This window comes from Bordetella pseudohinzii (assembly GCF_000657795.2).
Taxonomy (GTDB): Bacteria; Pseudomonadota; Gammaproteobacteria; order Burkholderiales; family Burkholderiaceae_B; genus Bordetella; species Bordetella pseudohinzii.
In genome coordinates this window covers 55,916-80,186 of sequence record NZ_JHEP02000010.1, presented here as the reverse complement: position 1 = coordinate 80,186, position 24,271 = coordinate 55,916, and the positions used below count along the sequence as shown (strand labels likewise).

Annotated in this window: 30 protein-coding genes and 1 tRNA gene; 11 read left to right on the top strand and 20 right to left on the bottom strand. The window is 65.9% G+C overall.

What is annotated here, in order from left to right; translation table 11 throughout:
• Nucleotides 1-3 precede the first annotated feature (3 nt).
• Both L540_RS13845 and L540_RS13840 read left to right on the top strand, forming a co-directional pair.
• Complete coding sequence (locus L540_RS13845) at nucleotides 4-1,806, top strand: ABCB family ABC transporter ATP-binding protein/permease (RefSeq protein ID WP_043207801.1); 1,803 nt, start codon at nucleotides 4-6, stop codon at nucleotides 1,804-1,806.
• A gap of 52 nt (nucleotides 1,807-1,858) precedes the next feature.
• The gene (locus L540_RS13840; RefSeq protein ID WP_043207800.1) at nucleotides 1,859-2,224 is read left to right on the top strand and encodes a Rieske (2Fe-2S) protein; all 366 of its coding nucleotides are present in this window, start codon (nucleotides 1,859-1,861) and stop codon (nucleotides 2,222-2,224) included.
• A gap of 7 nt (nucleotides 2,225-2,231) precedes the next feature.
• Here the strand turns inward: L540_RS13840 and L540_RS13835 are convergent, their stop codons facing one another.
• The 5 genes from L540_RS13835 to L540_RS13815 form a co-directional block, all read right to left on the bottom strand.
• The gene (locus L540_RS13835) at nucleotides 2,232-2,537 is read right to left on the bottom strand and encodes a hypothetical protein (protein WP_043207891.1); all 306 of its coding nucleotides are present in this window, start codon (nucleotides 2,535-2,537) and stop codon (nucleotides 2,232-2,234) included.
• Between the two features lie 73 nt (nucleotides 2,538-2,610).
• Complete coding sequence (locus L540_RS22110; protein WP_043207798.1) at nucleotides 2,611-2,826, bottom strand: hypothetical protein; 216 nt, start codon at nucleotides 2,824-2,826, stop codon at nucleotides 2,611-2,613.
• Between the two features lie 89 nt (nucleotides 2,827-2,915).
• Nucleotides 2,916-3,992, bottom strand: a complete 1,077-nt coding sequence (locus L540_RS13825) for an AGE family epimerase/isomerase (protein ID WP_043207796.1) — start codon at nucleotides 3,990-3,992, stop codon at nucleotides 2,916-2,918.
• A 126-nt stretch (nucleotides 3,993-4,118) separates the two neighbouring features.
• Nucleotides 4,119-4,331 (bottom strand): hypothetical protein, encoded by a 213-nt coding sequence (locus L540_RS13820; RefSeq protein WP_029579560.1) that lies wholly within the window; start codon nucleotides 4,329-4,331, stop codon nucleotides 4,119-4,121.
• A gap of 148 nt (nucleotides 4,332-4,479) precedes the next feature.
• Nucleotides 4,480-4,692, bottom strand: a complete 213-nt coding sequence (locus L540_RS13815) for a hypothetical protein (RefSeq protein ID WP_043207794.1) — start codon at nucleotides 4,690-4,692, stop codon at nucleotides 4,480-4,482.
• Nucleotides 4,693-5,343: 651 nt separating this feature from the next.
• Here L540_RS13815 and L540_RS13810 point away from each other — a divergent pair.
• Nucleotides 5,344-5,526, top strand: coding sequence for a hypothetical protein (locus L540_RS13810; protein ID WP_029579562.1), 183 nt, complete (start codon nucleotides 5,344-5,346; stop codon nucleotides 5,524-5,526).
• Between the two features lie 57 nt (nucleotides 5,527-5,583).
• On the opposite strand, the gene L540_RS13805 is transcribed toward L540_RS13810, so the two are convergent.
• Nucleotides 5,584-5,868, bottom strand: coding sequence for a CsbD family protein (locus tag L540_RS13805; protein ID WP_043207793.1), 285 nt, complete (start codon nucleotides 5,866-5,868; stop codon nucleotides 5,584-5,586).
• 47 nt (nucleotides 5,869-5,915) lie between these two features.
• A complete protein-coding gene (locus L540_RS13800; protein WP_043207791.1) occupies nucleotides 5,916-6,509 on the bottom strand; it encodes a BPSL1445 family SYLF domain-containing lipoprotein in 594 nt (197 codons plus the stop codon).
• Nucleotides 6,510-6,763: 254 nt separating this feature from the next.
• Between L540_RS13800 and L540_RS13795 the strand changes: the two genes are divergently transcribed.
• The gene (locus L540_RS13795; RefSeq protein ID WP_029579565.1) at nucleotides 6,764-7,234 is read left to right on the top strand and encodes an Lrp/AsnC family transcriptional regulator; all 471 of its coding nucleotides are present in this window, start codon (nucleotides 6,764-6,766) and stop codon (nucleotides 7,232-7,234) included.
• On the opposite strand, the gene L540_RS13790 is transcribed toward L540_RS13795, so the two are convergent.
• Nucleotides 7,231-7,683, bottom strand: coding sequence for a low affinity iron permease family protein (locus L540_RS13790; RefSeq protein ID WP_043207789.1), 453 nt, complete (start codon nucleotides 7,681-7,683; stop codon nucleotides 7,231-7,233). The genes L540_RS13795 and L540_RS13790 overlap by 4 nt on opposite strands.
• Nucleotides 7,684-7,775: 92 nt before the next feature.
• Between L540_RS13790 and L540_RS13785 the strand changes: the two genes are divergently transcribed.
• Both L540_RS13785 and L540_RS13780 read left to right on the top strand, forming a co-directional pair.
• Nucleotides 7,776-8,054 (top strand): hypothetical protein, encoded by a 279-nt coding sequence (locus L540_RS13785; RefSeq protein ID WP_043207787.1) that lies wholly within the window; start codon nucleotides 7,776-7,778, stop codon nucleotides 8,052-8,054.
• Between the two features lie 128 nt (nucleotides 8,055-8,182).
• The gene (locus L540_RS13780) at nucleotides 8,183-8,425 is read left to right on the top strand and encodes a hypothetical protein (RefSeq protein WP_043207785.1); all 243 of its coding nucleotides are present in this window, start codon (nucleotides 8,183-8,185) and stop codon (nucleotides 8,423-8,425) included.
• Between the two features lie 6 nt (nucleotides 8,426-8,431).
• Here L540_RS13780 and L540_RS13775 read toward each other — a convergent pair whose 3' ends face one another.
• Entirely contained in the window at nucleotides 8,432-8,938 is a 507-nt protein-coding gene (locus L540_RS13775) for a GNAT family N-acetyltransferase (RefSeq protein ID WP_043207783.1), read from the bottom strand.
• 128 nt (nucleotides 8,939-9,066) lie between these two features.
• Between L540_RS13775 and betT the strand changes: the two genes are divergently transcribed.
• The gene (gene betT / locus L540_RS13770; RefSeq protein ID WP_043207781.1) at nucleotides 9,067-11,028 is read left to right on the top strand and encodes a choline BCCT transporter BetT; all 1,962 of its coding nucleotides are present in this window, start codon (nucleotides 9,067-9,069) and stop codon (nucleotides 11,026-11,028) included.
• A 24-nt stretch (nucleotides 11,029-11,052) separates the two neighbouring features.
• Here the strand turns inward: betT and L540_RS13765 are convergent, their stop codons facing one another.
• Together L540_RS13765 and L540_RS13760 are read right to left on the bottom strand one after the other, a co-directional pair.
• Nucleotides 11,053-11,952, bottom strand: a complete 900-nt coding sequence (locus tag L540_RS13765; RefSeq protein WP_109842433.1) for a DNA/RNA non-specific endonuclease — start codon at nucleotides 11,950-11,952, stop codon at nucleotides 11,053-11,055.
• A gap of 509 nt (nucleotides 11,953-12,461) precedes the next feature.
• Nucleotides 12,462-12,538, bottom strand: a tRNA-Pro gene (locus L540_RS13760).
• Between the two features lie 333 nt (nucleotides 12,539-12,871).
• Here L540_RS13760 and L540_RS13755 point away from each other — a divergent pair.
• Together L540_RS13755 and L540_RS22080 are read left to right on the top strand one after the other, a co-directional pair.
• Nucleotides 12,872-13,990: a D-alanyl-lipoteichoic acid biosynthesis protein DltD gene (locus L540_RS13755; protein WP_053073215.1), complete on the top strand. Its 1,119-nt coding sequence runs from the start codon at nucleotides 12,872-12,874 to the stop codon at nucleotides 13,988-13,990.
• Nucleotides 13,987-14,112, top strand: a complete 126-nt coding sequence (locus tag L540_RS22080; protein WP_257784713.1) for a hypothetical protein — start codon at nucleotides 13,987-13,989, stop codon at nucleotides 14,110-14,112. The genes L540_RS13755 and L540_RS22080 overlap by 4 nt, the downstream gene beginning before the upstream one ends.
• Before the next feature lie 55 nt (nucleotides 14,113-14,167).
• On the opposite strand, the gene L540_RS13750 is transcribed toward L540_RS22080, so the two are convergent.
• The 8 genes from L540_RS13750 to L540_RS13715 all read right to left on the bottom strand — a co-directional run bounded on the left by L540_RS13750 (nucleotide 14,168) and on the right by L540_RS13715 (nucleotide 21,251).
• Nucleotides 14,168-14,566, bottom strand: a complete 399-nt coding sequence (locus L540_RS13750) for a MerR family transcriptional regulator (RefSeq protein WP_043207779.1) — start codon at nucleotides 14,564-14,566, stop codon at nucleotides 14,168-14,170.
• Nucleotides 14,567-14,623: 57 nt separating this feature from the next.
• Nucleotides 14,624-14,974, bottom strand: a complete 351-nt coding sequence (locus L540_RS13745) for an integration host factor subunit alpha (protein WP_109842442.1) — start codon at nucleotides 14,972-14,974, stop codon at nucleotides 14,624-14,626.
• Between the two features lie 2 nt (nucleotides 14,975-14,976).
• Nucleotides 14,977-17,394: a phenylalanine--tRNA ligase subunit beta gene (gene pheT, locus L540_RS13740; protein WP_043207777.1), complete on the bottom strand. Its 2,418-nt coding sequence runs from the start codon at nucleotides 17,392-17,394 to the stop codon at nucleotides 14,977-14,979.
• A gap of 12 nt (nucleotides 17,395-17,406) precedes the next feature.
• Nucleotides 17,407-18,429, bottom strand: coding sequence for a phenylalanine--tRNA ligase subunit alpha (gene pheS / locus L540_RS13735; protein WP_043207775.1), 1,023 nt, complete (start codon nucleotides 18,427-18,429; stop codon nucleotides 17,407-17,409).
• Nucleotides 18,430-18,502: 73 nt separating this feature from the next.
• Nucleotides 18,503-18,862: a 50S ribosomal protein L20 gene (gene rplT, locus L540_RS13730; protein WP_043207774.1), complete on the bottom strand. Its 360-nt coding sequence runs from the start codon at nucleotides 18,860-18,862 to the stop codon at nucleotides 18,503-18,505.
• 15 nt (nucleotides 18,863-18,877) lie between these two features.
• On the bottom strand, nucleotides 18,878-19,075 hold the full coding sequence (rpmI, locus tag L540_RS13725; RefSeq protein ID WP_006387997.1) for a 50S ribosomal protein L35: 198 nt from the start codon (nucleotides 19,073-19,075) through the stop codon (nucleotides 18,878-18,880).
• 316 nt (nucleotides 19,076-19,391) lie between these two features.
• Nucleotides 19,392-20,894, bottom strand: coding sequence for a YifB family Mg chelatase-like AAA ATPase (locus tag L540_RS13720; RefSeq protein ID WP_043207770.1), 1,503 nt, complete (start codon nucleotides 20,892-20,894; stop codon nucleotides 19,392-19,394).
• 93 nt (nucleotides 20,895-20,987) lie between these two features.
• Complete coding sequence (locus L540_RS13715; protein ID WP_109842431.1) at nucleotides 20,988-21,251, bottom strand: accessory factor UbiK family protein; 264 nt, start codon at nucleotides 21,249-21,251, stop codon at nucleotides 20,988-20,990.
• A gap of 658 nt (nucleotides 21,252-21,909) precedes the next feature.
• Between L540_RS13715 and L540_RS13710 the strand changes: the two genes are divergently transcribed.
• Together L540_RS13710 and amt are read left to right on the top strand one after the other, a co-directional pair.
• Nucleotides 21,910-22,248 carry a P-II family nitrogen regulator gene (locus L540_RS13710; protein WP_029579579.1) on the top strand — a complete coding sequence of 113 codons (339 nt, stop codon included), beginning with the start codon at nucleotides 21,910-21,912 and terminating at the stop codon, nucleotides 22,246-22,248.
• Between the two features lie 49 nt (nucleotides 22,249-22,297).
• The gene (amt, locus tag L540_RS13705) at nucleotides 22,298-23,536 is read left to right on the top strand and encodes an ammonium transporter (RefSeq protein ID WP_043207768.1); all 1,239 of its coding nucleotides are present in this window, start codon (nucleotides 22,298-22,300) and stop codon (nucleotides 23,534-23,536) included.
• 84 nt (nucleotides 23,537-23,620) lie between these two features.
• Here amt and L540_RS13700 read toward each other — a convergent pair whose 3' ends face one another.
• On the bottom strand, nucleotides 23,621-24,226 hold the full coding sequence (locus tag L540_RS13700) for a TetR/AcrR family transcriptional regulator (RefSeq protein ID WP_043207765.1): 606 nt from the start codon (nucleotides 24,224-24,226) through the stop codon (nucleotides 23,621-23,623).
• Nucleotides 24,227-24,271 lie beyond the last annotated feature (45 nt).

Sequence of the window (24,271 nt, the reverse complement as noted above, 5' to 3'; positions counted from 1 at the left end):
CCTATGCCCTCCTCGACCTTTACGCAAGCGCCGCGCGGCGGCCTGGCCACCATCCGCACCCTGCTGCCCTATCTCTGGCCGCCCGGCCAGCCGGGCCTGAAGGCGCGCGTGGTGCTGGCCGTGCTCAGCCTGATCATCGCCAAGGTCGCGTTGGTCTATGTCCCCATCCTGTACAAGCAAGCCATCGACGCGCTGGGCCAGGGCACGCCGGGCGCGCTGGCCGTGCCCGTGGGCCTGATCCTGGCCTATGGCGCGGCGCGCGTGCTGTCCCTGCTGTTTTCGGAGTTGCGCGACGCCATCTTCGCCCGCGTGGCGCAGCACGCCATCCGCGCGGTGGGCCTGCAGATCTTCCGCCACCTGCACGGCCTGGGCCTGCGCTTTCACCTTGAACGCCAGACCGGCGGCCTGACGCGCGCCATCGAGCGCGGCACCAAGGGCATCCAGACCCTGCTGACCTTTCTGCTCTTTAACGTCCTGCCCACCTTCTTCGAGATCGGGCTGGTCTGCGCGGTGCTCTGGAAGATGTTCGACGGCTGGCTGGCCCTGGCCACCGGCCTGACGGTCACGCTCTACCTGGCCTATACCTTGATCGTGACCGAGTGGCGCGCCAAGTTCCGCCGCCAGATGAATGAAACCGACTCCCAGGCCAATACCAAGGCCGTGGAAAGCCTGCTGAACTACGAAACGGTCAAGTATTTCGGCAATGAAGAGCACGAGGCGCGCCGCTATGACAGCTCGCTGCGCAGCTATGAGCGCGCCGCCGTGCGCAGCCAGGTCAGCCTGTCCATCCTGAACATCGGCCAGGCGCTCATCATCTCGGCCGGCCTGACCGTGGTCATGTGGATGGCCGCCCAAGGCATCGCCCAGGGCCGCTATACCTTGGGCGACTTCGTGCTGGTCAATACCTATCTGCTGCAGCTCTATGATCCCTTGAGCTTCTTCGGCTTCATCTACCGCGAGATCAAGCAGGCGCTCATCGATATGGAGCGCATGTTCGAGCTCCTGGGCCAGGACCGCGAGGTGGCCGACAAAGCCGGCGCGCCGGCGCTGCGGCTGCAAGGCGGCGCCATCGAGTTCCGCGACGTGGTGTTCGGCTACGACGACCGCCGCCCCATTCTCAAGGGCGTCAGCTTCAAGGTGCCGGCCGGCAAGACCGTGGCCGTGGTGGGCAGCTCCGGCGCGGGCAAGTCCACCCTGGCCCGCCTGCTGTTCCGCTTCTATGACGTCAAGGAGGGCGCCATCCTGATCGACGGCCAGGACATCCGCGATGTCAGGCAGGACAGCCTGCGCGCCGCCATCGGCGTCGTGCCGCAGGACACGGTGCTCTTTAACGACAGCATCCAGTACAACATCGCCTATGGCCGTCCCGAGGCCAGCGAGGCCGAGATCCAGGCGGCCGCCCGCCTGGCCCATATCCACGAGCTGATCATGAGCATGCCGGAAGGCTATCGCACCGTCGTGGGCGAGCGCGGGCTGAAGCTGTCGGGCGGGGAAAAACAGCGCGTGGCCATCGCCCGCACCATCCTCAAGAATCCCTGCATCTTCCTCTTTGACGAGGCCACCAGCGCGCTGGACTCGCACACCGAGCGCGAGATCCAGGACAACCTGCGCGAAGTCAGCCAGGGCCGCAGCACGCTCATCATCGCCCATCGCCTCTCGACCATCGCCGATGCCGACGACATCATCGTGCTGGGCGACGGGCGCGTGGTGGAGCGCGGCCGCCATGCCGAGTTGCTGGCGCGCAAGGGCGTCTATGCCAGCATGTGGGCGCGCCAGCGGGAGTCAGGGGCTCCCATCGCCATCTGAGCGGCGGGCGCCCATGGCAAAATGGGCGCCTGTTTGCTTTCGGAACACCTGTATGTCCCAATCCTGCGCCGTGCGCGTGTGCGACGCGCAATCCCTGGTCGATGGCGGCCTGGGCGTCAAGCTGCCCGTCACCGATGGCGCGGGCCGCGGCACGGTCTTCTTTGTCCGCTACCAGGGCAAGGTCTATGGCTATCTCAACCGCTGCACCCACATCGGCGTCGAAATGGACTGGGAAAACAGCTTTTTCACGCGCGCGGGCGATCTGCTCATGTGCGCCCGCCATGGCGCCACCTTCCATCCGGACACGGGGGTGTGCGTGGGCGGCGCCGCGAGAAACAGCCGCTTGACCGCCCTGCAGGTCGAAGAGCGCGACGGCGCGGTCTATTGGCAGCCGGCCGGCAAGATACAGCCGCTCTGATACGGCTTCAATCTTCCTCGGGCGGCACCCAGGCCGCATCCGGCAGCGGGTCGGGCACGCCCTCCTCCGTGACGAGGCGCACCTGGTCCAGGGCATTGCGCGCGGCCGACATGGCCTCGACCGTGCTGCGGAAACGCCGCGACAGAAAGATCTCGAACACCAGCGGCGCCTCGGGTGGCGGGGCCGTCTCGCCCTCGGGCGGAGGCGGGCCGGGCAGGCGCGAGGTCTCGATGAAGGCGCGCGGCGGGGTCCGGCCCTGGGCCTGGGTGGCATAGGCCACGATGCTGAAGCCGTTCAGTACCTTCTGCGCCATCATGCGTCCTTTATTGACCGGTCACGACACCAGGGCTTGACGGCCGGCGTGGCGTGCAACTTAAATGCGCCGCTCATGGCGCCAGGCGGAAACCCAGATCCGCCCCCCATTTATCCGTCTCGCGCAGCCACTTGGCCCCGCACTCGATGCAGCGAAAATGGTCTTCACGATGGGACTCGCGCCCACGCTGCGTGGGCTGCGTGTACCCCTGGTGGCCCAGCTGCTGATGCGGGGCGACGCCAGAAAGCCCGGGCTGGATAGACTGGCACGCAGGACACATCACACTCATGGCTTCCCTCTTCAACAATTTCCAAATTGTAAGGGATAGCCACAAAACAGGCCTGCGAAGTAACGAATGACGTCAGCCCCCCACCGCGATCAGGGCTGAGCGATGTAACCCGTCCAGAGGTGGTACGGCGTGGTGCTTGGCATATCGCGCCGCAGGACTTCGCCGTCCGGGCCCAGCAGCTCGTGCCAGCCGCCGGCGTGCAGAAAACGTCCGCGCAGGGCCTGCAGCTGTCTTGCGCGCTGGGGACTGGACAGCAGGGCCAGATACCGCGCGTACTCGGTCTGGGCCCAGATGCGCTGCCGGGCGTCGAGCACCGTGCCATCCGGCGCCAGCGCGGCGCAGACGCCACAGGTCTGGGGCGACACCCCATGGGCCTCGGCCCAGGCCGCCGCCCGGGGCAGCACCGCGGCCAGCTCCAGCCCGGCGAAGACCTCGGGCGCGCTGTCGAGCAGCGCATACCATTCGAACTGGTGGCCGGGCTCGATGCGATTGTCCGGCTCGCCTCGCGCCAATTCCAGCACGCAATGCGTGCCCGCATCGACGTAGACATCGAAGACCTGCTGCGCCAGCTCGCGCAGGCGTTGCGCGAACCAGGCCGGCTCGACCAGCGCGGCCGCCGCCAGATAGGCCTCGGTCAGGTGCATGACGGGGTTCTGCTCATGGCCGCGCAGCGCTTGGCCGTCCGCCGCGCGGGCGGCGATATACAGGCCTTGCGCATCGCGAAAGCGGCTCTCGATATCGCGCACCGTCGCCAGCAGCAGCTGGTGTGCGTCGCTGCGCCGCGTGCGCTCGAAGAAAACCGCGCAGGCCAGCACCACGAAGGCGTGGGTGTAGAGGTCCTGCGTCGTGTCCAGGGGCTGGCCTGCGGCATCGACGCTGTAGTACCACCCTCCCGCCGGATTGCGGAAATACCGCGACAGGGCATCGAACAAACGGCTGGCGTGCGCCTGGCCTTGCGGCGCGCGCGCATAAATGAAGATCTGGCGCGCACAGGCCATGGCGCGATAGCGCGTGACCGGCAAGGGCCGCGACGTCGCGCCGTCCAGGGCCTCGACAGGCAAAGCGAGCTGGGTGTTGAAACCGGCGTTGCGCCACAGGGGCAGCACGACGTCGCCATAATGCTGGCGCAAGGCAGACAGGATGTCGGGGAGAACGGATTGGGACATGCTTGCTGGCAAAGAGGGGCATCGCAATCGACTTGCAGGATAACCCAAGTCGCCGCATGCCCCCCAGAAACGACGAGGGCCGGCCCCGCTACAGGGACCGGCCCGATCGTCAACAATGGTCAAGTTTCAGCGATAGACGTTCTCGCGCAGCCAATCCTGCGCAAAAGACTCTGCACGATCGCGCGCTTCATCGAGCGAAGCGCACTGGCCCAGGTAGGAAAACGCGGCGTCAATCTCGGTGCCGCCTTCGGCCGTCACGGTCAGCAAAACCCCATATCCGCCTGTGTCCATCGCGGCGGTAGACAGGTCTATCAGTACTTCCTGGTCGCGAAGCTGCATGGCGTCCTCCCAGTTTGCTTCAAGCCGGCCGGCTGGCCGTCTTGTGGAGGGCGGAAACTTCCCGCCTTTATTTCTTGGACTGTCCCAATGCCTGCAAGTTCAACCATCCGATGAGCGAGTCGCGCAACAGTGTGTTCCGTTATTCCCCTTAATGGCGATGAATCGCTCCCGGTCCTTCCATGTGCAGCGCCAGCCTGCCTTTCTCGGTGATCACCAGCTGGCCCTGCTCACCGCGCTGGACACAGCGCAGCGTCAACAACGCTTCGGCGAAATTCTCCGGCACCTGCGCCTCACTGCCCTGCTCGGCAATGATTTGCAGCCAATAGGCCAATTCTCCTTGTTGAAACGGGTGCCTCGCCATCTGAACCTCGGAAATCTGAAAGCGCAGAACATATCATGCCCGCTTCCGGCGCCTTGCGGGCGCCTGAAACAATTTTCCCCTTGCGGCCGGCATGGCATCGCACTACATTGAAATCGCCGAGCTGCTGACACCCATTGCGTGCGCGAGCCGGCAAGAGCGCCCCAGACTCATCCGCGAGCTGGGGCGCTCTTCATTCGGGCCGCGCCCCGCTGGCCTGGCCTGGCCTGGCCTGGCCTGGAGACAGTGTGCCGCTTGGGACCCGTCCGGGCCTCTCAAAGTGCAAGCCTTCCCGTCCTTTCTTGACTTGCCGGCCGCGCCACGCGGCGGACCGGCAACACGCCCCTACCCCTTTCTACATTGCGCAAGGTTTGCGCACCGCAATACTGCGGCGCACCATTTTTACCCTCGCGGCCCTGGAATGAGGCTGTTCCCCTGGCGCCCACCCTGGGATGGCGGCCTGGCGCCGCGCTTGACGCGGCGCAACCGGACTATCGAGCGCAGCGCAGCATGGCTGGCCGCCGCCTGATCCGCCCCTGGAAAACCCTAGGACACTTTCAGCCCAAGCGGCGCACAATGAAATCACAACAGCATGAACAAGGCGCCGCGACCCCGCGACGCCGTTGTACCCCTAGAGGGTGTGACGGAGGCAACATGACTTATGTAGCAGTCTGTTCGTTGTTGGTGATCCTGGCCATCGTCGGCCTCGTCGTGAAAACCTGGCAGTCAGCGGGGACCGAAGTGGCGGCGAAGATGTCCGCCGCCCTGGCGGGATCGACATATGCCTTTCTTCTGATCATACCGTTGGGCTTTCTGCTCGTATCGTCCCTGGAGTAAGGCGCAAAAAAGATCCCGGCCAGACCGGGATCTTTTTTGGACGCGGCGGCGCCGCGGTCAATGGCGCCGGCGTATGGCGCCCGCCACGCGCCCCAGCAGATAGGCGGCCACGCCCACCGCCACCAGCGCGCCCACCGGATGGCGCCGCACCAGCGACTGCACGGTATCGGCCACATCATCGATGCTGTCGGCGGCCGTGCCCATCGCGCCCTGCACCTTGCCTTCGATCTGGTGCGCCAGGCCTCGCGCGCGCAAGCGGGCATCCTCCAGTATCGTGCCGGCCGTCTCTTCGCTGCGGCCCGCCAGCTCCTTCATCTTGCCTGTCACCGTATCTATCGACATCGTCAGCTCCTGTGATGGCGCCGCCCCCCACGGGCGGCGCGCCAGCACTACAGATCCAGCTTGTTGATCTTAGCGCCTTCCAGCGAGACTCCCGCCATCAGGCCGGTGTTATTCATGACAAAGCCCACCACCGGCTGCTGCGCCGTGTTGGTGTCGATGCGGCCGTTGGCGCCGATATTGGCCACCGCCACCGAGGCATCGGCGCCGACGGTCCAGCCATTGCTCTTGCGGAAGCTATCCAGGGCGTCCTGCGTCATGAAGAGCAGGATGACCGCCTTGGACTGCGCGCCGGCCTGAAAGCCCACCGACCCCGCCGTCGTGCTGTAGTAGCCGGCATTGGCGCCGCCCACGCGCAACACGCCCTTGCCGTACTGCGCGCCGACAATAAAGCTGCCGCTCACCACCGCCGGGAAGACCAGCACCCCCTTGGCTTTTTGCACCAGGCCGCGCGCATCGGGCGACGCCTGGTTCAGGCGCGACAAGGCGCTGTCGGCGCCCGAGTTGATTTCCTGCCGCTGGCTCGCGGCCGTGCCGCTGTCCTCGGGCTTGGTCGTCGTGCAACCCGTGAATACCAGCCCTGCCAGCGCCACCGCCGCGGCGGCCATCCCCGCGCGCCGGGTTCGAGTGTAGGCATCAAACATGGGACTCTCCTTCCGTGGTTGAAGTGTCTTTCACCTTAGCAAAGCGATGGCACCCGATCGCAACAATCCGGCGACAGATAGACTGCAAATGCTACTGACGGTAAGCCGCGGGGCCGCGCCTCCTCCGCGCGCACGACACATCTGGTCATGCCCGCGGCCCGCCCCCGCGGCGATAGCGGCGCTGCCGTATTGCGCCGTTATCCGCTACGATTGCAGCACACTTGAATGGCCAGGCCAGGAAACGCAATTCGCTCATGCCAGAAATCAACCTCGATGCCACCGACATCCGTATCCTGAACGAATTGCAGCGCGACGCGCGCCTGTCCAATGTCGAACTGGCCCAGCGCGTCAACCTCTCGCCCTCGCCTTGCCTGGCGCGGGTGCGGCGGCTGGAGGCCGACGGCCTGATCGATCGCCGCGTGACCCTGCTCAATGCGCGCAAGCTGGGCCTGAAGGTCAATGTCTTTATCCAGATCTCGCTGGACAAGCAGCGCAAGGCGGCGCTGGATGTCTTCGAGCGCGAGATCGCCGTGCTGCCCGAGATCATGGAGTGCTACCTGATGTCGGGCGATGCCGATTATCTGGTGCGCGCCCTGGTCGAGGATGTCGACGCCCTGGAGCGGCTCATTGTCGAACGCATCACGCGGATTCCCGGCGTGGCCAGCATACGCTCGAGTTTCGCGCTCAAGCAGGTGCTCTACACCACCGCCGTGCCGCTGCGCTAGGCCCCGCGCTCATCGATGCGGCGCAGGCGTCCCTGCAGGCGATGAGCCAGTTCGGCATAGTGCTCGGCCAGCTGGCGCAGTTCGGCCTCGTCCAGGTCTTCGGCATCGACCAGGCTGTCACTGGCGCCCTTGACCGCCAACAAGAGTTCGTCGAGCTTGAGATGGACGGCCTGGCTGTCCTTGTTCTGGCTTTGCTGGATCAGGAAGACCATCAGAAAGGTGATGATGGTCGTGCCGGTATTGATGACCAGCTGCCAGGTTTCGGAATACGCGAAGAGCGGCCCGCACAGCGCCCAGCCCAGCACCAGCGCCACCGCGCCGGCAAAGGCCACGGAGCTGCCGGTCCAGCGCGTGGCAAACCGCGCGAAATGATCAAAACCGCGCGCCATGCGCGAAACCGCCTGCGGCTGGACGGCGGTGGCGGTTGGCCGGCGCCTGGACTGGGTCATGATGCATCCCCCCTGATGGTGGCTCACCGACCATAGCGCGCCAGCCTGCCGGGAGCAATCGCCTACACTGGCGTTTTGCATCAGGAAATAACATGGAAAACCAGGAAGTCCTCGTCGCCTTCGCCCAGGCCATCCAGGAACTGGCGGCCAAGACCGCCACGGCCGAATCCGCCCTGCACTGCCTGATCGAGGCGCAGGATCCGGAGACCCGCGCCCGCTTCGGCGCCGCTTTCGAACAGGTCGCCGCCGGGCTGGTCCAGCCGCGGGCCGACCGCCCCCTGACCGGGCATGCGCTCGCCCAGCTGACCCTGGCCGTCAATGCCTACCTGGAAGCGGCGGGCCGGCCGCCGCTGCAAGCGCCGGCCGCCTGACGCCCTGCCCACCTTGCGCTTTCCCTGACTGCCGCGCGACGGCGTTTCGCGGTAGGATCGCACAAGCCGGCCGCGCCAACGGCGACGCCAGGCCCAGTCTTTCCGATAGCGGCGTTTCAGGGGACGACATGAGCAAGGCCAACGTACTGCGTCTGTTGCATCTTTCCGATACGGATCCCGCCGTGGCGGCTCGCCTGCGGCCTCTGGAACGCTGGAGCGTCTCGGCCGCGGCCGAGACGCTGGCCGCCCTCTCGCATGAGTTCGGCCTGCCTTTTACCGCCGAACAGGCGCGCGCGGCGCTGGCCAGCCGCGAAGGCCTGCCCTTGTACACGGCCGATACCGGCCGCGGCACCAACCGCGACCCCGGCTAGCCGCGCTCAGGCCGTCGCCGCGAAAGCCGGGTCAAAGCTCACCAGCCCCGCCGGGACAGGGCCGTCCAGGCCGTGCGCCAGCACATACATGGGCGGCACGCCGGCCACCTGCAGCTGCGGCATGGCCGTGAATCCAAAACGGCCGTAATAGGCCGGGTCTCCCACCAGCACGCAGCCGGCCGCGCCGCGCTCGCGCAGGCTGGCCAGCGCGCGCACCATCAGCTGCGTGCCGATGCCCTGGCGCTGGCGCGCCGGCAAGACCGAAATCGGCCCCAGCCCGAACCAGCGGGGCGTGCCGTCGCTGATACGCACCGGCGACAAGGCCACGTGCCCGACCAGCTGCGCGCCGTCCTGGGCGACCAGCGACACCGTCAGCCGCCCCGTGCGCCGCAAGGCCCGCAGAATGAGATGCTCGGTATGCGAGGTATGCGGCGCCTGCTTGAAAGCCGCCAGCGTCAGCGCCTCGATCGCCGGCGCGTCGGTGGGAATCTCCGTTCGAAAAATCAGCGTCATGGCATGGTCTCCCCGCGCCGCCCTGCATGGCCGCGTCTGCAGCATGGTCGCACAAAGCCCATTGCCACGCACTCGGGCACTGGAGTATTAATAGGTCTACAAGAACCCGAGAGACCCGAGAGGACAGCATGGCGCAACAGGCACGCATCCATATCAATCGTCCGGTCTTCTTCACCTCCGGCGCCCTCATTCTTGCCCTGGCGCTGTTCGCCGTGCTGGCCCCGGCGCATGCCCAGCGCCTGTTCGGGGCGGTCCAGGACTGGATCTTCACCAATGCCAGCTGGTTCTACATGCTGGCCGTGGCCACCATACTGGTGACCATGGTGCTGGTGGCCTTCAGCCGCTACGGCGACATCAAGCTGGGCCCCGACCACAGCCAACCGGACTACCGCGACCCCACCTGGTACGCCATGCTGTTTGCCGCCGGCATGGGCATCGGCTTGATGTTCTTCGGCGTGGCCGAACCGGTGATGCACTTCCTGGATCCGCCGCTGGGCCAGGGCGGCACGCCCGAGGCCGCGCGCGAGGCCATGAGCATCACCTTTTTTCACTGGGGCCTGCACGGCTGGGCCATCTATGCGGCCGTCGCGCTGATCCTGGCGTATTTCTCCTTCCGCCACGGCCTGCCGCTCACGCTGCGCTCGGCGCTCTACCCCATCCTGGGCGAACGCATCTACGGCCCCATCGGCAATGCGGTGGACATCTTCGCCATCATTGGCACGGTGCTGGGCGTGGCCACGTCGCTGGGCCTGGGCGTGGCGCAGATGAATGCCGGCCTGAACTACCTCTTCGGCGTGCCCATCAGCATCCCGGTGCAGATCGTGCTCATCATCATTGCCTGCGGGCTGGCCACGCTGTCGGCCGCCAGCGGCCTGGACAAAGGCGTGCGCTACCTGTCCGAAGCCAATATGGTCCTGGCGGTGCTGCTGATGCTCTTCGTGCTCTTCACCGGACCCACTGTCTTTCTGCTGCAAGCCTTTGTCGAAAACGTTGGTGTCTATCTTTCCGGCATCGTCGCGCGCACCTTCAACCTCTATGCCTATGAGCAGACGGACTGGATCGGCGGCTGGACGCTGTTCTATTGGGGCTGGTGGATCGCCTGGTCGCCCTTCGTGGGCGTGTTCATCGCGCGCATTTCGCGCGGGCGCAGCATCCGCCAGTTCCTGGGCGGCATGCTGCTGGTGCCCACGGGCTTCACCTTTTTCTGGATGACGGTCTTCGGCGATACGGCCATCTTCCACATCCTCACGGGCGGCATGGCCGATTTCGGCCAGACCATACGCAATGACAGCACCCTGGCGCTATTCGTCTTCCTCGAACAATTCCCCTGGACCACGGCGATATCCTTCTTCTCCGTGCTGATGGTGCTGATCTTCTTTGTCACCTCGGCCGACACGGGCGCGCTGGTGGTGGACATGCTGGCCTCGGGCGTGGACGACGCGCCAGTCTGGCAGCGCATCTTCTGGTCGGTGCTGATGGGCGCGCTGGCCATCGCGCTCTTGCTGGCCGACGGCCTGAAAGCGCTGCAGACCGCCACGGTCGCCAGCGCCCTGCCCTTCTCCATTGTCATCCTGATCTCGATCTACGGTCTGCTCAAGGCGCTCAGACTGGACAGCGCCAAGCGCAAATTGCGCTACCGCCGCACCAGCCGGGGGCCGGTGCGGCCGCAGTCCGAAACCTGGCAGCGCCGCATCCGCAACATGGTCATGATGCCGCGCCGCGCCCACGTGCTGCGTTTCATCGCCGATGTGGCCCGCCCGGCCCTGGAAGACGTGGCCGAGGAACTCGCCAAGGAAGGCTATGCCAGCGAGGTCGAGGATGGCGACGACGGCCGGGTCGCGCTGCGCGTGGCCCACCACGGCCAGTACCTGGACTTCACCTATGCCGTCATCCCCGTGGCGGAAATACGGCCCAGCCTCACGCCGGAAGAAGCCCACGACGAAGAAGAGCGGCGCTATTTCCGCGCCGAGGTCCATCTGGGCGAAGGCGGCCAGGACTACGACATCATGGGCTGGAGCCGGGCCGAGGTCATCGGCGACATCCTGGACCAGTATGAGCGCCACCGCCATTACCTGCATGTCGTGAGCTAGCGCGGGCGGCGGGCCGCGCCGCGTTCAGTGCGCGGCCGGCGGCAACAAACGCATGCCGGTGCGCCGCACGAATTCCGCATAGCTGATCGGCGCCTGGGCCCGCGTGTCGGGGCTGTTGTTCTGCCAATGCACCCAGGCGCGATGCGTGGTCGCGTCATAGACCACCTTGAACAGCGTCTCGGGCACGGCCACGCCATCGCCGATCCGCTTGGGATGGGCGGCATAGACCGGCCCCGTATACACATACACATCGCCGGCCGCGCGCAAGGCATATTTGCGCGTGTCCTGCTCGATCCGGCTCCAGGGCCCGGCATTGTGCTTCTGGTCCTGGGGCACCATATTGGCCAGCGAGAAACTCTGCGCCATGCCCTCCCGCGTCGCCATATCGCCGGCCGGCGCCATGTGGCCGCGCGAGTACCCCGAACCCCGGTAATCATCCAGCTCGGCCCGCTCGGCGCGCGGCAGACGCGCCTCGGCGTAGAACTTGTCCGTGCGCGCCATCCCCTGCGCCTGGCTGATATGCGCGCGGTTCAAACGCTCGGCCACCAGCACGGGCGTTTTCGTCTGCCCGTTATGCAAGACGGCGAAGGAAGAAAAACACAGCTCGCGCAAGCCCGGACTGAAAGGCACCGCGGGCAATTGCCCGGTTGGAAAAAACTGCGGACATTGCGCGAATTGCGTCTGGACCACATCCCCGGCAGGCAGCACCGCGGGCGCCACCTGTGTCTGCGGCGGCCATCCCAGGCGCGCGAGGATATCGGCGGGCGAAATCGAAAACTTCGGTCCCAGCGCATAGGTGGCCGCGCCGAAGCTGGCAATCGAAGAAACGGCCAGGGCCCGGAAAAACCGGCTGGCGCGCTGGGAGGATCGGGAGACTGAAGGGCGTCGCTTTGTTGTGGATACTGCTTTTCTCTTGCGCGTCATACTGCTTCTGGCGGACCTGCCGGTATTGGAAAACTGCCGGTGCCGCGATTGTAGAGGACGCGCATCATGATCTGCGTCCATAGCGCCTTGAGCGCGAGCATAAAATCCGCGCCCGAGGCAGGTTTAAAAACACAAAGGCCCGGACCGGCTGCGCCGGCCCGGGCCCGCTACAGACAGGCGCGCTCAGCAATTACCTTTCTTTGCCTGCCCGGGCGGACAGAAGCCGCCCCCGCCGCCGCCGCGATACGGATCCACCACGACCGCGCCGCCGTCCGGCGTATACACCGCGCAGCCCGTCAATACGGATGCCATCAAGGCAAGACCTAACAAGATTTTCATAAGTGTTCCGGCAAGTCAGCAAGGTGGCGCCAGTGTAGTGCCCAAGGCTGCAACAAGGTCCGAATTGCCGTTACTAGATTTCCGACGCCAAGCCTGACGCTGGCGGCGGTTTATCGCGTAGCCAGAATGGCGAAAGCCGCTAGCGATTGCTCGCTAACGGCTTTCTTTTTTGGTCGGGACGGCGGGATTCGAACTCGCGACCCCTTGCACCCCATGCAAGTGCGCTACCAGGCTGCGCTACGCCCCGAAAGAGAACGAAACTATAGCAGAAAAAAATTAAGCGCGCACGGATCAAACAGGTTTTTTGTCGTTGCGCGGGATTTTTTTTGCAGCTTTGCTCAAGGAAGAAGCAAAGCCGCGCGCTGTCCAGGCAAAAATGCGCAAGCCTTGCGCAAAACCGCTGCCGGCAAGCCTCTTGGCGCGTCTGTCGCGAAGCCGAAGCTCCGCGTCCTTCCGGGGACATGCGCCTAACCCATGGCTGGGCGCCAATGATTCATTGATAAAATCCGCGCTGGTTCCGATTCGGGATCTCGTCTCTGCTCGCCCCAAACCGTTGTCTTGCCATGAGGAGCGCTGGAAGTTGGGAGATACGCAACCCGGACGCGGCCGTGCCCATGTCCTGGCCGCGCTGGCGGCGCTGGCAACGGTATTGGCCTTGCAGGCTGCCCTGCCCCCGCGCGATCCTCCGCAGCAGGCGGTGACGTCCGGCCACATGGCCAACCTCGGCGCGGACTACGAAACACAGCAAGCCGCGGGCCAGCGCCTGGGACAAGCGCTCCAGCACGGCGAGGCGATCGTGATGCTCGGTTCTTCCGAGCTGACCAGCGCCGATCTGCGCTTCATTCCGTACAAATTTCTCAGTGATGAGCTGGCCATGCCGGTGCTGGCCTACGGCCATGCCTATTTCCAGTCGCTGGGGATGTATTTCCTGCTGGCCTCGCAGGAGGACAAGCTGTCGCCCCAGTCCCGCGTGGTGATCATGGTGTCGCCAGGGTGGTTCGACTCGCGAGGCCTGAACCGCGAGGCATTCAAGGAGCATGTGCTGCCTTTGCTCCCGCGGCTCATCGGACACGCCGAGGCGCGCGAGGCCATGCTTCAATGGTGGAACCGGCGGGGCAATGCCGAGGTGGCGCGCGCCGCGGTGGCCGAGCTGGGATTCAAACTGCGCGGCCAGCTCGCGCAGACACTGCGTCTTTGGCTGCAGCCCGCAACGGCCGCCTCCGAACTGGCCGCCCCTGCCCCTTGGCGCCGTCAGACCGTTGATTGGACACGCTTGCGCGCCGAGGCGACGGCCCAGGAAACCAGTTTCATGGCCACCAATCCCTATGGAGTCCGCCAGGACTATCTGGACAAATACCTGGGCAATCTGACCCCGGCGCGCCTGCTGGCCTACTCGGACAAATTCGAGCCGGCCGCAGAACTGGCCGACCTGGAACGCTTGATGGCTTTGCTCGCGCGCCGCCAGGCAAAAACCCTGTTTGTCCTGCAGCCCTTCAACCCGCTGGTCTACCGCGACCTGGATCGCTTCGAAGCCACGAGACTGCGGATCTCCGCGCTGTGCAAGCAATATGCGGTCGCTTGCATGGATATGTATGGCGCCCAGCCCTACGCCCTGGGCACGCTGCGCGACAGCCAGCATCTGGGCGAACTGGGTTGGCTTGAAGTCAGCCGCGAGATCGTGGAGGTCGTCGGAAAATGAAGCGTTTTCTGCGCCTGTATCTGCTGTACTTGGGCCTGGCTCTGACGATATTGCTGCTGTGCGATACATCGGCCAATCTGGGCCGCCCGATAACGGTCGAGTTCCAGTACCAGCAGTTCTAACCCCAAAAAACAAAGAACCCCGCCTGGGGCGGGGTTCTTCATCCGGCAAGCCTCGTCAGGCGGCGGGCCGTTGGCCCAAGGCCTGGCTCAAGCTGGCGGAAATATCGTTGAGCTCGTTGCGCAGCGATTGCAGCTCGGCGGCCGACAGGCGCACCGCGGCCTCGGCGCTGTCATGCGGCGTATCGCGGGTGTCGCCCAGGCGGTTGCGGGCGCCGCTGATCGTAAAGCCCTGCTCATAGAGCAAGGAACGGATACGGCGGATGAGCAATACTTCGTGGTGCTGGTAATAGCGGCGGTTGCCGCGCCGCTTGACCGGCTTGAGCTGCGTGAATTCCTGCTCCCAGTACCGCAAGACATGAGGCTTGACGCCACACAGCTCACTGACCTCACCGATGGTGAAGTAGCGCTTGGCGGGGATGGGCGGTAGCGTGACAGTGGATTCAGGTTTCGTCATGGATGAATTTTATGCCGCGTTACGTCGAAGGCCGTTAACAATTGCCGACAAAGCGTATCACTCCGCCGGCTCGTCGTCAGAATCATCCGTGGCGCCGCCGCTTTGCTCCACAATGCTTTTCAATTTCTGGCTGGCATGAAAAGTCACCACGCGACGGGCGGCGATGGGGATGGTTTCACCGGTCTTGGGGTTGCGCCCCGGACGGGGCGGCTTGTCGCGGACCTGGAAGTTGCCGAAGCCCGACAGTTTGACCGAATCACCACGCGCCAGCGCCTCACGGATTTCTTCGAAGAAGGTGTCCACGATGTCCTTGGCCTCGCGCTTGTTCAGGCCGACCCGCTCGAAGAGCAGTTCGGCCAACTCGGCCTTGGTGAGCGTACGCGGCTCGGCAAGCATAGCGTTCCCCATGATCAAACCCGTTGACGCGCGCCGTGCGCGCTGACCAGGGCATCCTTGATGCGATTGATGCAGTCAGCGACCCGCGCCTCATCCAATGTAACCGCAGTGTCCTGGAGCCAGAAGCGGAAGGCAAGGCTTTTCTCGCCGGCGCCCCCGCTCTTCTGGGGCTGGTCGCGCCAGACATCGAAGAGCTGGACGTCCTGCACCACGGCCAGTTGCGGATCGGCCTTGAGCAGGCCGGCCACGGTATCCAGCATAGCCTGGACCTGGACGGACTCGTCAACCCACAGCGCCAGATCGCGCTGCACGATGGGCTGGCGCGACAGTTCGCGCACGGCCGGCAGCTCGCCCTGGGACAGGGCCTGGACGTCGAGTTCGAAGACCACGGGCGCATGCGCCAGGTCGGCCTCGCGCGCCCATTGCGGATGCAGTTCGCCTATCCAGCCCACGTTCTGGCCGGCCAGTTCGATGCGGGCGGCGCGCCCGGGGTGCAGGGCCGGATGGCTGCCGGCCACGAAGCGCAGATCGCGGGCGCGCTTGCCGAACAGGGTTTCGACATCCATCTTGACGTCAAAGAAGTCCACCTGGCGCGCCGCCTCGCCCCATTGTTCTTCGCTGGCGGGGCCCCAGGCGGCGCCGGCCAGCTTGAGCGGCTGGCGCACGCCGGCCACGTCGAGCGGGCCGTCGGCCAGCGCGGCATCGCGCTGGAAGACGCGGCCCAGTTCAAACAGGCGCACGCGCGACTGCTTGCGATTGGCGTTGTGCCGCACGATGGCCACCAGCCCGGCGATCAGGCTGGAACGCATGACCGAAAGATGGCTGGCGATGGGATTGAGCAGGCGCACGGGATTGTCGTTGCCGGCGTAGTCGCGCTCCCACTCGGCTTGCACGAAGCTGTAGTTGACCACTTCCTGGTAGTCGCGCGCGGCGATGGCGCGGCGCAGGGCATGCTGGCCGCGGCGCGCCTCGGGCTGGGCGTGCATCTTGGCGCGCGCCACCGGCGGCACGCTGGGGATGCGCTCGAAACCGTAGATGCGGGCGACTTCCTCGATGAGGTCTTCTTCGATCTCGAGATCGAAGCGGTAGGACGGCGGCGTGACACTGAAGGTCTCGCCGTCGGTCGTGAAGACCAGGCCCAGGCGGGTGAAGATCTGCGCGACCTCGTCGTGCGTCACCGGCACGCCCAGCACGCGGTGGCAGCGCGCCAGGCGCATGCGCACCGGTTCGCGCTTGGGCAGCGCGATGATCTGGTCATCGACCGGACCCGCCTGGCCGCCGCAGATATCCAGGATCAGGGCGGTGATGAGCTCCATGTGCTCGGGGATACTGCCGTAGTCCACGCCACGCTCGAAGCGGTGGCTGGCCTCGGAGCTGAATTTGTAGCGGCGGGCGCGGCCGGCGATGGCGCCGGGCCACCAGAACGCGGCCTCGAGGTAGATATTGCGCGTGTCCAGCGTGACCGACGTGGCCTCGCCGCCCATGATGCCGGCCATGCTCTCGACAATGGGGCCGGCGGTGATGACGCCGACTTTTTCGTCCAGGTCGACATGCGTGCCGCTCAGCAGCTCCAGGCGCTCGCCCTTGCGGGCCCAGCGCACGGTCAGCTCGCCCTGGATCTTGTCCAGGTCGAAGACATGCGAGGGACGGCCGACTTCGAGCATCACGTAGTTGGAGATATCGACCAAGGCCGAGACGGAGCGTTGGCCCGCGCGTTCCAGGCGGGTCTTCATCCAGTCGGGCGTGGCGGCGCGCGCGTTCACGCCCCGGATCACCCGGCCGGCGAAACGGCCGCAAAGATCGGGCGCCTCGACGCGCACCGGCAGGCGGTCTTCGATGCCGACCGGCACGGCCCGGGCCTGGGGCGCCGACAACGGCGCGCCGGTCAGGGCGGCGACTTCGCGCGCCACGCCCAGGATGGACAGGCAATCGGCGCGGTTGGGCGTGAGCTTCAGGACGAAGAGCGTGTCATCCAGATCCAGGGCCTGGCGGATGTCGGTGCCCGGCTTGAGATCGCCGGACAGCTCCAGCAAGCCGCCGTGGTCCTGGGACAGGCCCAGTTCGCGGGCCGAGCACAGCATGCCGGCGGAGGTCACGCCGCGCATCTTGGCCACGCCGATCTTCATGCCGCCAGGCAGTTCGGCGCCCACGCGGGCCAGCGGAACCACCAGGCCGGCCGCCGCATTGGGCGCGCCGCAGACGATCTGCAGCAGCTCGCCGCTGCCATCGTCCACCTTGCACACCCGCAGCTTGTCGGCGTCCGGGTGCGGCGCGATTTCAGCGATGCGGGCCACGACCACGCCGCTGAAGGCGGGCGCGGCGGGATGGGTTTCTTCGACTTCCAGCCCAGCCATGGTGAGCTGATGCGCGAGTTCTTCGGTGCCGATGGCCGGATTGACCAGCGTGCGCAGCCAGGATTCGGAAAATTGCATGATCAGCCGTATTTATTCGTTGAACTGGCGCAGGAAGCGCAAATCGCCTTCGTAGAATTGGCGCAGGTCGTTCACGCCATAGCGCAGCATGGTCAGGCGCTCCAGGCCCGAACCGAAGGCAAAGCCGATGTAGCGTTCCGGATCGAGGCCGAAGTTGCGCACGACTTGCGGGTGCACCTGGCCCGAGCCGGAGATTTCCAGCCAACGGCCGCGATTCGGGCCGGAGGTGAACATCATGTCGATTTCGGCCGAGGGTTCCGTGAAGGGGAAGAAAGACGGGCGGAAACGCACGACCAGGTCGTCGCTTTCAAAGAAGCAACGCAGGAAATCGGTGTAGACGCCCTTGAGGTCGGCAAAGGAAATGTCTTCGGCGATCCACAGACCCTCGACCTGGTGAAACATGGGAGAGTGAGTGGCGTCGCTGTCCACGCGATAGGTGCGCCCCGGGGCGATCACCTTGATGGGCGGCTTGTTCATGCGCGCATAACGCACCTGCATGGGGCTGGTGTGCGTGCGCAGCAACAGCGGCAGGCCGTCGGCGTCCTGCATGTCGACGTAGAAGGTGTCCTGCATGGACCGCGCCGGATGATCCAGCGGATTGTTCAGCGCGGTGAAATTGGTCCAGTCGTTTTCGACTTCGGGGCCGTCGGCCACATCGAAGCCGATGGAACGGAAGATGGCTTCCACGCGCTCCCAGGTACGGATCACCGGATGGATGCCGCCGGCGGCGCGGCCTCGGCCGGGCAGCGTGACATCGATGGTTTCCGAGGCGAGGCGGGCGTCCAGCTCGGCCTGCGCGAGTTCGGCGCGGCGGGCGTTGAGCAACTCCTCGACCTTTTGCTTGGCCTGATTGATACGGGCGCCGGCTTCGCGCTTGGCGGCAGGATCGAGTTGCGCCAGCGCCTTGAGCAGCACGGTCAGCGCGCCCTCTTTGCCCAGGAAGCGGGCCTTGGCGTTTTCCAGCGCGGCCGCGTCGGTGGCGGCGGCGAATCGTTCTTGCGCCTGGGAAACCAGGTCGTCAACCGGTAGAGTCATGAGAATTAGCCTTCAAAACGCAAACGGGGCCCTTCGAGCCCCGTTTGCAGCGATCCGCGATGAATGAACGCGATCAGGCAGCCAACGCAGCCTTGGCTTGTTGCACGATGGCGGCAAAGCCGGCCTTGTCGCGCACGGCCAGATCGGCCAGCACCTTGCGGTCGAGTTCGATCGCAGCCTTCTTCAGGCCGGCGATGAACACGCTGTAGCTCATGCCCTGCTCACGCACGGCGGCGTTGATACGGGTGATCCACAGCGCGCGGAAGGTGCGCTTCTTGTTGCGGCGGTCGCGGTAGGCGTACTGGCCGGCACGCATGACCGCTTGCTTGGCAATGCGGAATACGTTGCCACGGCGGCCACGGTAACCCTTGGCGGCGGAAATGACTTTCTTGTGACGGGCACGGGCGGTAACGCCACGTTTAACGCGAGGCATAGTAGATCTCCCTTATCAAGCGAACGGCATCATCGCCTTGACGGAGGCGACGTTGGTTTCATGGACCGCAGCCGAACCGCGCAGTTGGCGCTTGTTCTTGGTGGTCTTCTTGGTCAGGATGTGACGCTTGAACGCCTGACCACGCTTGATGGAGCCGCTGCCGCGGACCTGAAAGCGCTTGGCGGCGCTTTTCTTGGTCTTCATCTTGGGCATGATGATTCCTAAAACAGTTTGTTGATGTACATGGCCACAGGTGATCGAGCCGCCCAAGAGGATCCGGCCCGACACTTGGCAAACCTGCGCCACTTCTCTTCTTTCCCGGTGGATTGGCCTTGATGCTAAAGCCCGAAGCTCAAGAATCGGCTGCGATGCATCCGCGCAAAACCCCTCTTTGAGGATCCCGCGCCAGACGATCGAAAGCCGGCAACAAGGCAAATGCCGGAAAGCCTTTGATTATATGGCGATTTCCGTGGTTTTGTCGAGCCGCCTGCCTAAATCCCCCGGAGAAGCCGGCGCGACCGTCCCGGATTCAGGCGCCGGGCTTGGGCGTCTCGCGGAAACGCAGCGCCTCGGCCAGGTGCGGCCGTCCGATCCGGGTGTCGCCGGCCAGGTCGGCCACGCTGCGGGCCACCCGCAGCACCCGGTGGCTGGCGCGGGCCGAAGCGCCCAGGCGCCGCATGGCCTGCGCGAACCAGCCGCCCGTCGCATGATCCAGGGACGCATGACGGGCCAGCGCCTCCCCGTCGAGCTGGGCATTCAGGCGCCCCTGACGCCGCCATTGCCGCTCGCGGCAGGCGCGCACCCGCTCGCGCACCGCCTCCGAGGTCTCGCCCGGCGGCCCGGCCAGGCAATCGGGATCGACCGGCGGCAGCCAGAGATGCAGGTCTATGCGGTCGCGCAGCGGCCCGCCGATGCGATCGGCATAGCGCGCCACCTGCTCCGGCGTGCAGCGGCAGGGCCGCGCGGGATGGCCGCGCCAGCCGCAGGGGCAGGGATTCATGGCGGCCACCAGCTGAAAACGCGCCGGAAAACACAAACGCCCCGAGGCGCGCGACAGGCTCACCTCGCCGGTTTCCATGGGTTCGCGCAGCGCCTGCAAGGCGCGGCGCTCGAACTCGGGCAGCTCATCGAGAAAGAGCACGCCCTGGTGCGCCAGGGAGATTTCCCCGGGCCGCGGCGGCGTCCCTCCCCCGGCCAGGGCCGCGGCGGTGGCACCATGATGGGGCGCGCGAAACGGCGGCAGCCCGAAGGGCGGGTCGGCGCTGCCGGCCAGGCGGGCGATGGCGGCCGCCTCCAGGGCGGCGGCGTCGTCCAGGGCGGGCAGCAGGCCGGGCAGGCGCTGGGCCAGCATGCTCTTGCCGGCGCCAGGCGGCCCGCTCATGAGCATGCTGTGGCCGCCGGCCGCCGCGATTTCGAGGGCGCGGCGCGCCCCGGCCTGCCCGCGGACATCGGACAGGCAGGGCCCGGGCGCGACGGCCGGCCGGGGCGGCGGCTGGGCGACAGGCAAATCGGCCTGCCCGGCCAGATGCGCCGCGGCCTCGGTCAGACAGCGCGCCGACAGCACCCGCAGGCCCGGCACCCGCGCCGCCTGGGCGGCGCTGGCCTCGGGCAGGATGAGCGCGCTCACGCCGGGGTCGCGCGCCACCCCCAAGGCCAGGGCCAGCGGGTCGGCCACCGGCACCAGCGCCCCGGACAGCGACAACTCGCCGGCCAGCACCAGGCGGTCGGCCTGCGCCGCGGGCGCCACCTGGCCGGAGGCCGCCAGGATGCATAGGGCGATGGGGAGATCGAAACGCGAAGACGCCTTGGGCAGATCGCCCGGCGACAGATTGATGGTCACGCGGCCGACCGGGAAGTCAAAGCCGCTGTTGACGATGGCCGCCCTCACCCGCTCGCGGCTCTCGCGCACTTCGAGGTCAGGCAGGCCGACGATGCAGAAGGCGGGCAGGCCCGGCCCCACATGGGCCTCGACGCGCACGATGGGCGTCTGCAGGCCGGCCAGGGCGCGGCTGTTGAGCATGGCAAGCGTCATGGGGCATGGCGAAGGCAAAAGCCCAGTATCCGCCGTGCCGCGCCCCGACATGGAGCCGGCGCGATGCCGCCGCCCCTTGCGGCTTGCCGGGGGTCAGTCGCCTGGCTGGTCGTTCACCAGCGCGTTGACCCGCTCCTCCAGCTGCTGCACCTGGGCCGAGAGCTGGTCGATGCGCGTGCGCGCGCGGGCCAGCAGATCCGTCTGCACGTCGAACTCTTCCCGGGTGATGAGATCCAGGCGCGCAAAACCCTGGATCAGCATCGCGCGCACATTGCGCTCCACATCGGCCGCGGGGCTGCGGGCGATGAGGTCCGATATATTCTTCTGCAGGTCTTCCATCCATTGGGTGCGATTCATGATGCCCTCGCTTGAAACAGTCATACCGAGAGTGTAAGACCTTCAGGCGAAAAAAAAGCGGCCCGGAGACGGTGCCGCTTTTCAAAGCACAGGAGAAAAACAGAATCGCCGGGAAGCGATCCGGGGGCCAGCCGCCCTAGACTGGCCCACATCGCGGTGCGCAAACCGATTGCCGCGGCTTGCACACCGAGGCAGGCTGTTGCAGAGCCTGCGCTGATTTGATTCTTCATGAGCCGCCGCCGCGTAACAAGCCGCCAGCTGTAATCCCGCGTTTCAATCATGACAAAGCATGCCCAAATCCCGGCAGCGGCAAGCGGCCGGCCGCCGCAGGCATGCGTCCCGAAAACACCGGTTTGACGGCATCTGGCGGCCGATGGCGCCATTAACCCGACCCCTTTTTGCCGGAAACAACCGGAACATCGCCAGCAATTTGCAACACTTTTGGCGCCGTTCAAACAAACCGTTGCATGCCGACCGCAACATTCGTGGCGCGCAGGGACTGCGCACTGTTTTGACGCCGCATGCCCGGCTTTTTGCCCCAAATTGGGGCGTGTGCGCACGCTCGGTGCCTGCGCTTGCCCGCCCCGCGGGCAAAAAAAGATGGCACAGAATTTGCTTGATTGGCGATGCCCACGTGCAACCATGAGAGGAAAAAGCCATGAAACTTGTCATCGCCATCATCAAGCCATTCAAGCTGGACGAAGTGCGGGTGGCGCTGTCCGGCATCGGCGTCCAGGGTCTGACGGTCACTGAAGTCAAGGGCTTCGGGCGCCAGAAAGGCCACACCGAGCTCTACCGCGGCGCCGAATATGCCGTCGACTTCCTGCCCAAGCTGCGAGTCGAGGCGGCCGTTCCGGACCATCTCGTCGACCAGGTCATCGAAGCCATTGAACAGGCAGCCCGCACCGGCAAGATCGGTGACGGAAAGATTTTCACCGCCCCGCTGGAGCAGGTCATCCGCATCCGCACGGGCGAATCGGGCGAGGCCGCCCTCTAACTCAAGCACGCAAGAACAAAAAATCAAGACCCTATTGGAGCCATGAAAAATGGATAAAGCGGATATCTCCTGGTTGCTGGTATCGACCCTGCTCGTGCTGATGATGGCCGTGCCGGGGCTGGCGCTGTTCTACGGCGGCCTGGTGCGCAGCAAGAACGTGCTGTCGGTCCTCATGCAAGTGCTGAGCACGTTTGCGCTGGCCGTGGTGCTGTGGTTTGTCTACGGCTACTCGCTGGCCTTCACCGAAGGCAATGCCTTCTTTGGCGGTCTGTCGCGGACCTTTTTCTCCGGCATGTTCAACGCCGCCGATGGCAGCTATTCCATGTCGGCCACGCTGACCGAACTGCTGTTCGCTTCCTTCCAGGCGACTTTCGCGGGCATCACCTGCGCGCTGATCGTGGGCAGCTTTGCCGAGCGCGCGCGCTTTTCGGCCGTGCTGCTGTTTACGGCGATCTGGTTCACCTTTGCCTATATTCCCATCGCCCACATGGTGTGGTTCGCCTCCGAAACGGCGCCGGGCCTGCTCAATGCCCAAGGCGCGCTGGACTTCGCCGGCGGCACCGTGGTGCATATCAACGCCGGCGTGGCCGGCCTGGTGGGCGCCTATGTGATCGGCAAGCGCGTGGGCTACGGCCGCGAAGCGATGCAGCCGCACAACCTGCCCATGACCTATATCGGCGCCATGCTGCTGTGGGTGGGCTGGTTCGGCTTTAACGCCGGCTCCGCCCTGGCCGCCAACGAAGGCGCCACGCTGGCCTTCTTCAACACCATGGTCGCCACCGCCGCCGCCGTGCTGGCCTGGATCTTCACCGAGTGGTCCATCAAGGGCAAGCCTTCCATGCTGGGCGCGGCTTCGGGCGCGGTCGCCGGCCTGGTCGGCATCACGCCGGCCGCCGGCCTGGTCGGCCCCGTGGGCGCCTTCATCATCGGCGTGGTCGCCGGCGTGATCTGCGTCTGGGGCGTCAATGGCCTGAAGCGGCTGCTGCGCGCCGACGATGCGCTGGATGTGTTCGGCGTGCACGGCGTGGGCGGCATCATCGGCGCCCTGCTGACCGGTGTGTTCAACGCCAAGGCGCTGGGCGGCCCGGGCCTGGACAGCGCCGGCCTGATCCTCGGCCAAGTCTGGGTGCAACTCGAAGGCGTCCTGCTGACCATTGTGTGGTCGGGCGTGGTGGCTTGGGTGGCCTACAAGATCGCCGACATGGTCTGCGGCCTGCGCGTGCCGGAAGACCAGGAACGCGAAGGGCTGGATGTCACCAGCCACGGCGAATCGGCCTATCACAGCTGATCCCCCGCAAGGCCGGGCTTTGCCCGGCCCGCGAAAAAAGGCGGCGCCCTTGCGGGCGCCGCCTTTTTTTCGCATGGCGAAGGTCTAGGGCTTGGCGGGCAGGCTGGCGTCGATCAGCCGCTGGGCCGCGGCCACCAGGCTGCGGGCCGGACCGTCCGGGCTGGAAAACAGCTGGCCCGTCATGAAAGCGCCCTCCATCAGCAGCATGAGCGCGTCTCCCAACTCTTGCGGGTCGCGCGCACCCATGCCGCGCGCCATGTCCTGCAGGCGCTGGTGCAGCACGCGCTTGTGCTCCACCGCCACGCGCCTGGCCGGATGCCCGACCTCCGGGTACTCGACCACCGCATTGCTCAGGCCGCAGCCGCGATAGTCATGCAATTGGGTGGCGCGTTGGGCCAGAACGTCGAAATACATCATCAACTGGGCGCGGGGATCATCGGGATGCTCGGCCATGCCGGCCTCGAAACGCTTCCAGAACTCGGCCTCGTAATCGCGCAGATAGGTCGCCGCCAGCTCGTCCTTGGACGAAAAGGCGCGGTAAAGCGAGGGCTTGGTGACGCCGGCTTCATGCACGATGGCGTCCACGCCCACCGCGCGTATGCCTTCGCGGTAAAACATCCTGCGCGCCGTTTCGCGGATGCGCTCGGCGGCCGATTTGCCCTTGGGCGCCGGTGAGCTCAGTGTGGTCATGCGTCCTCCGCCATCAAAAAAAGCTTGACGATGTTACTGACCGGT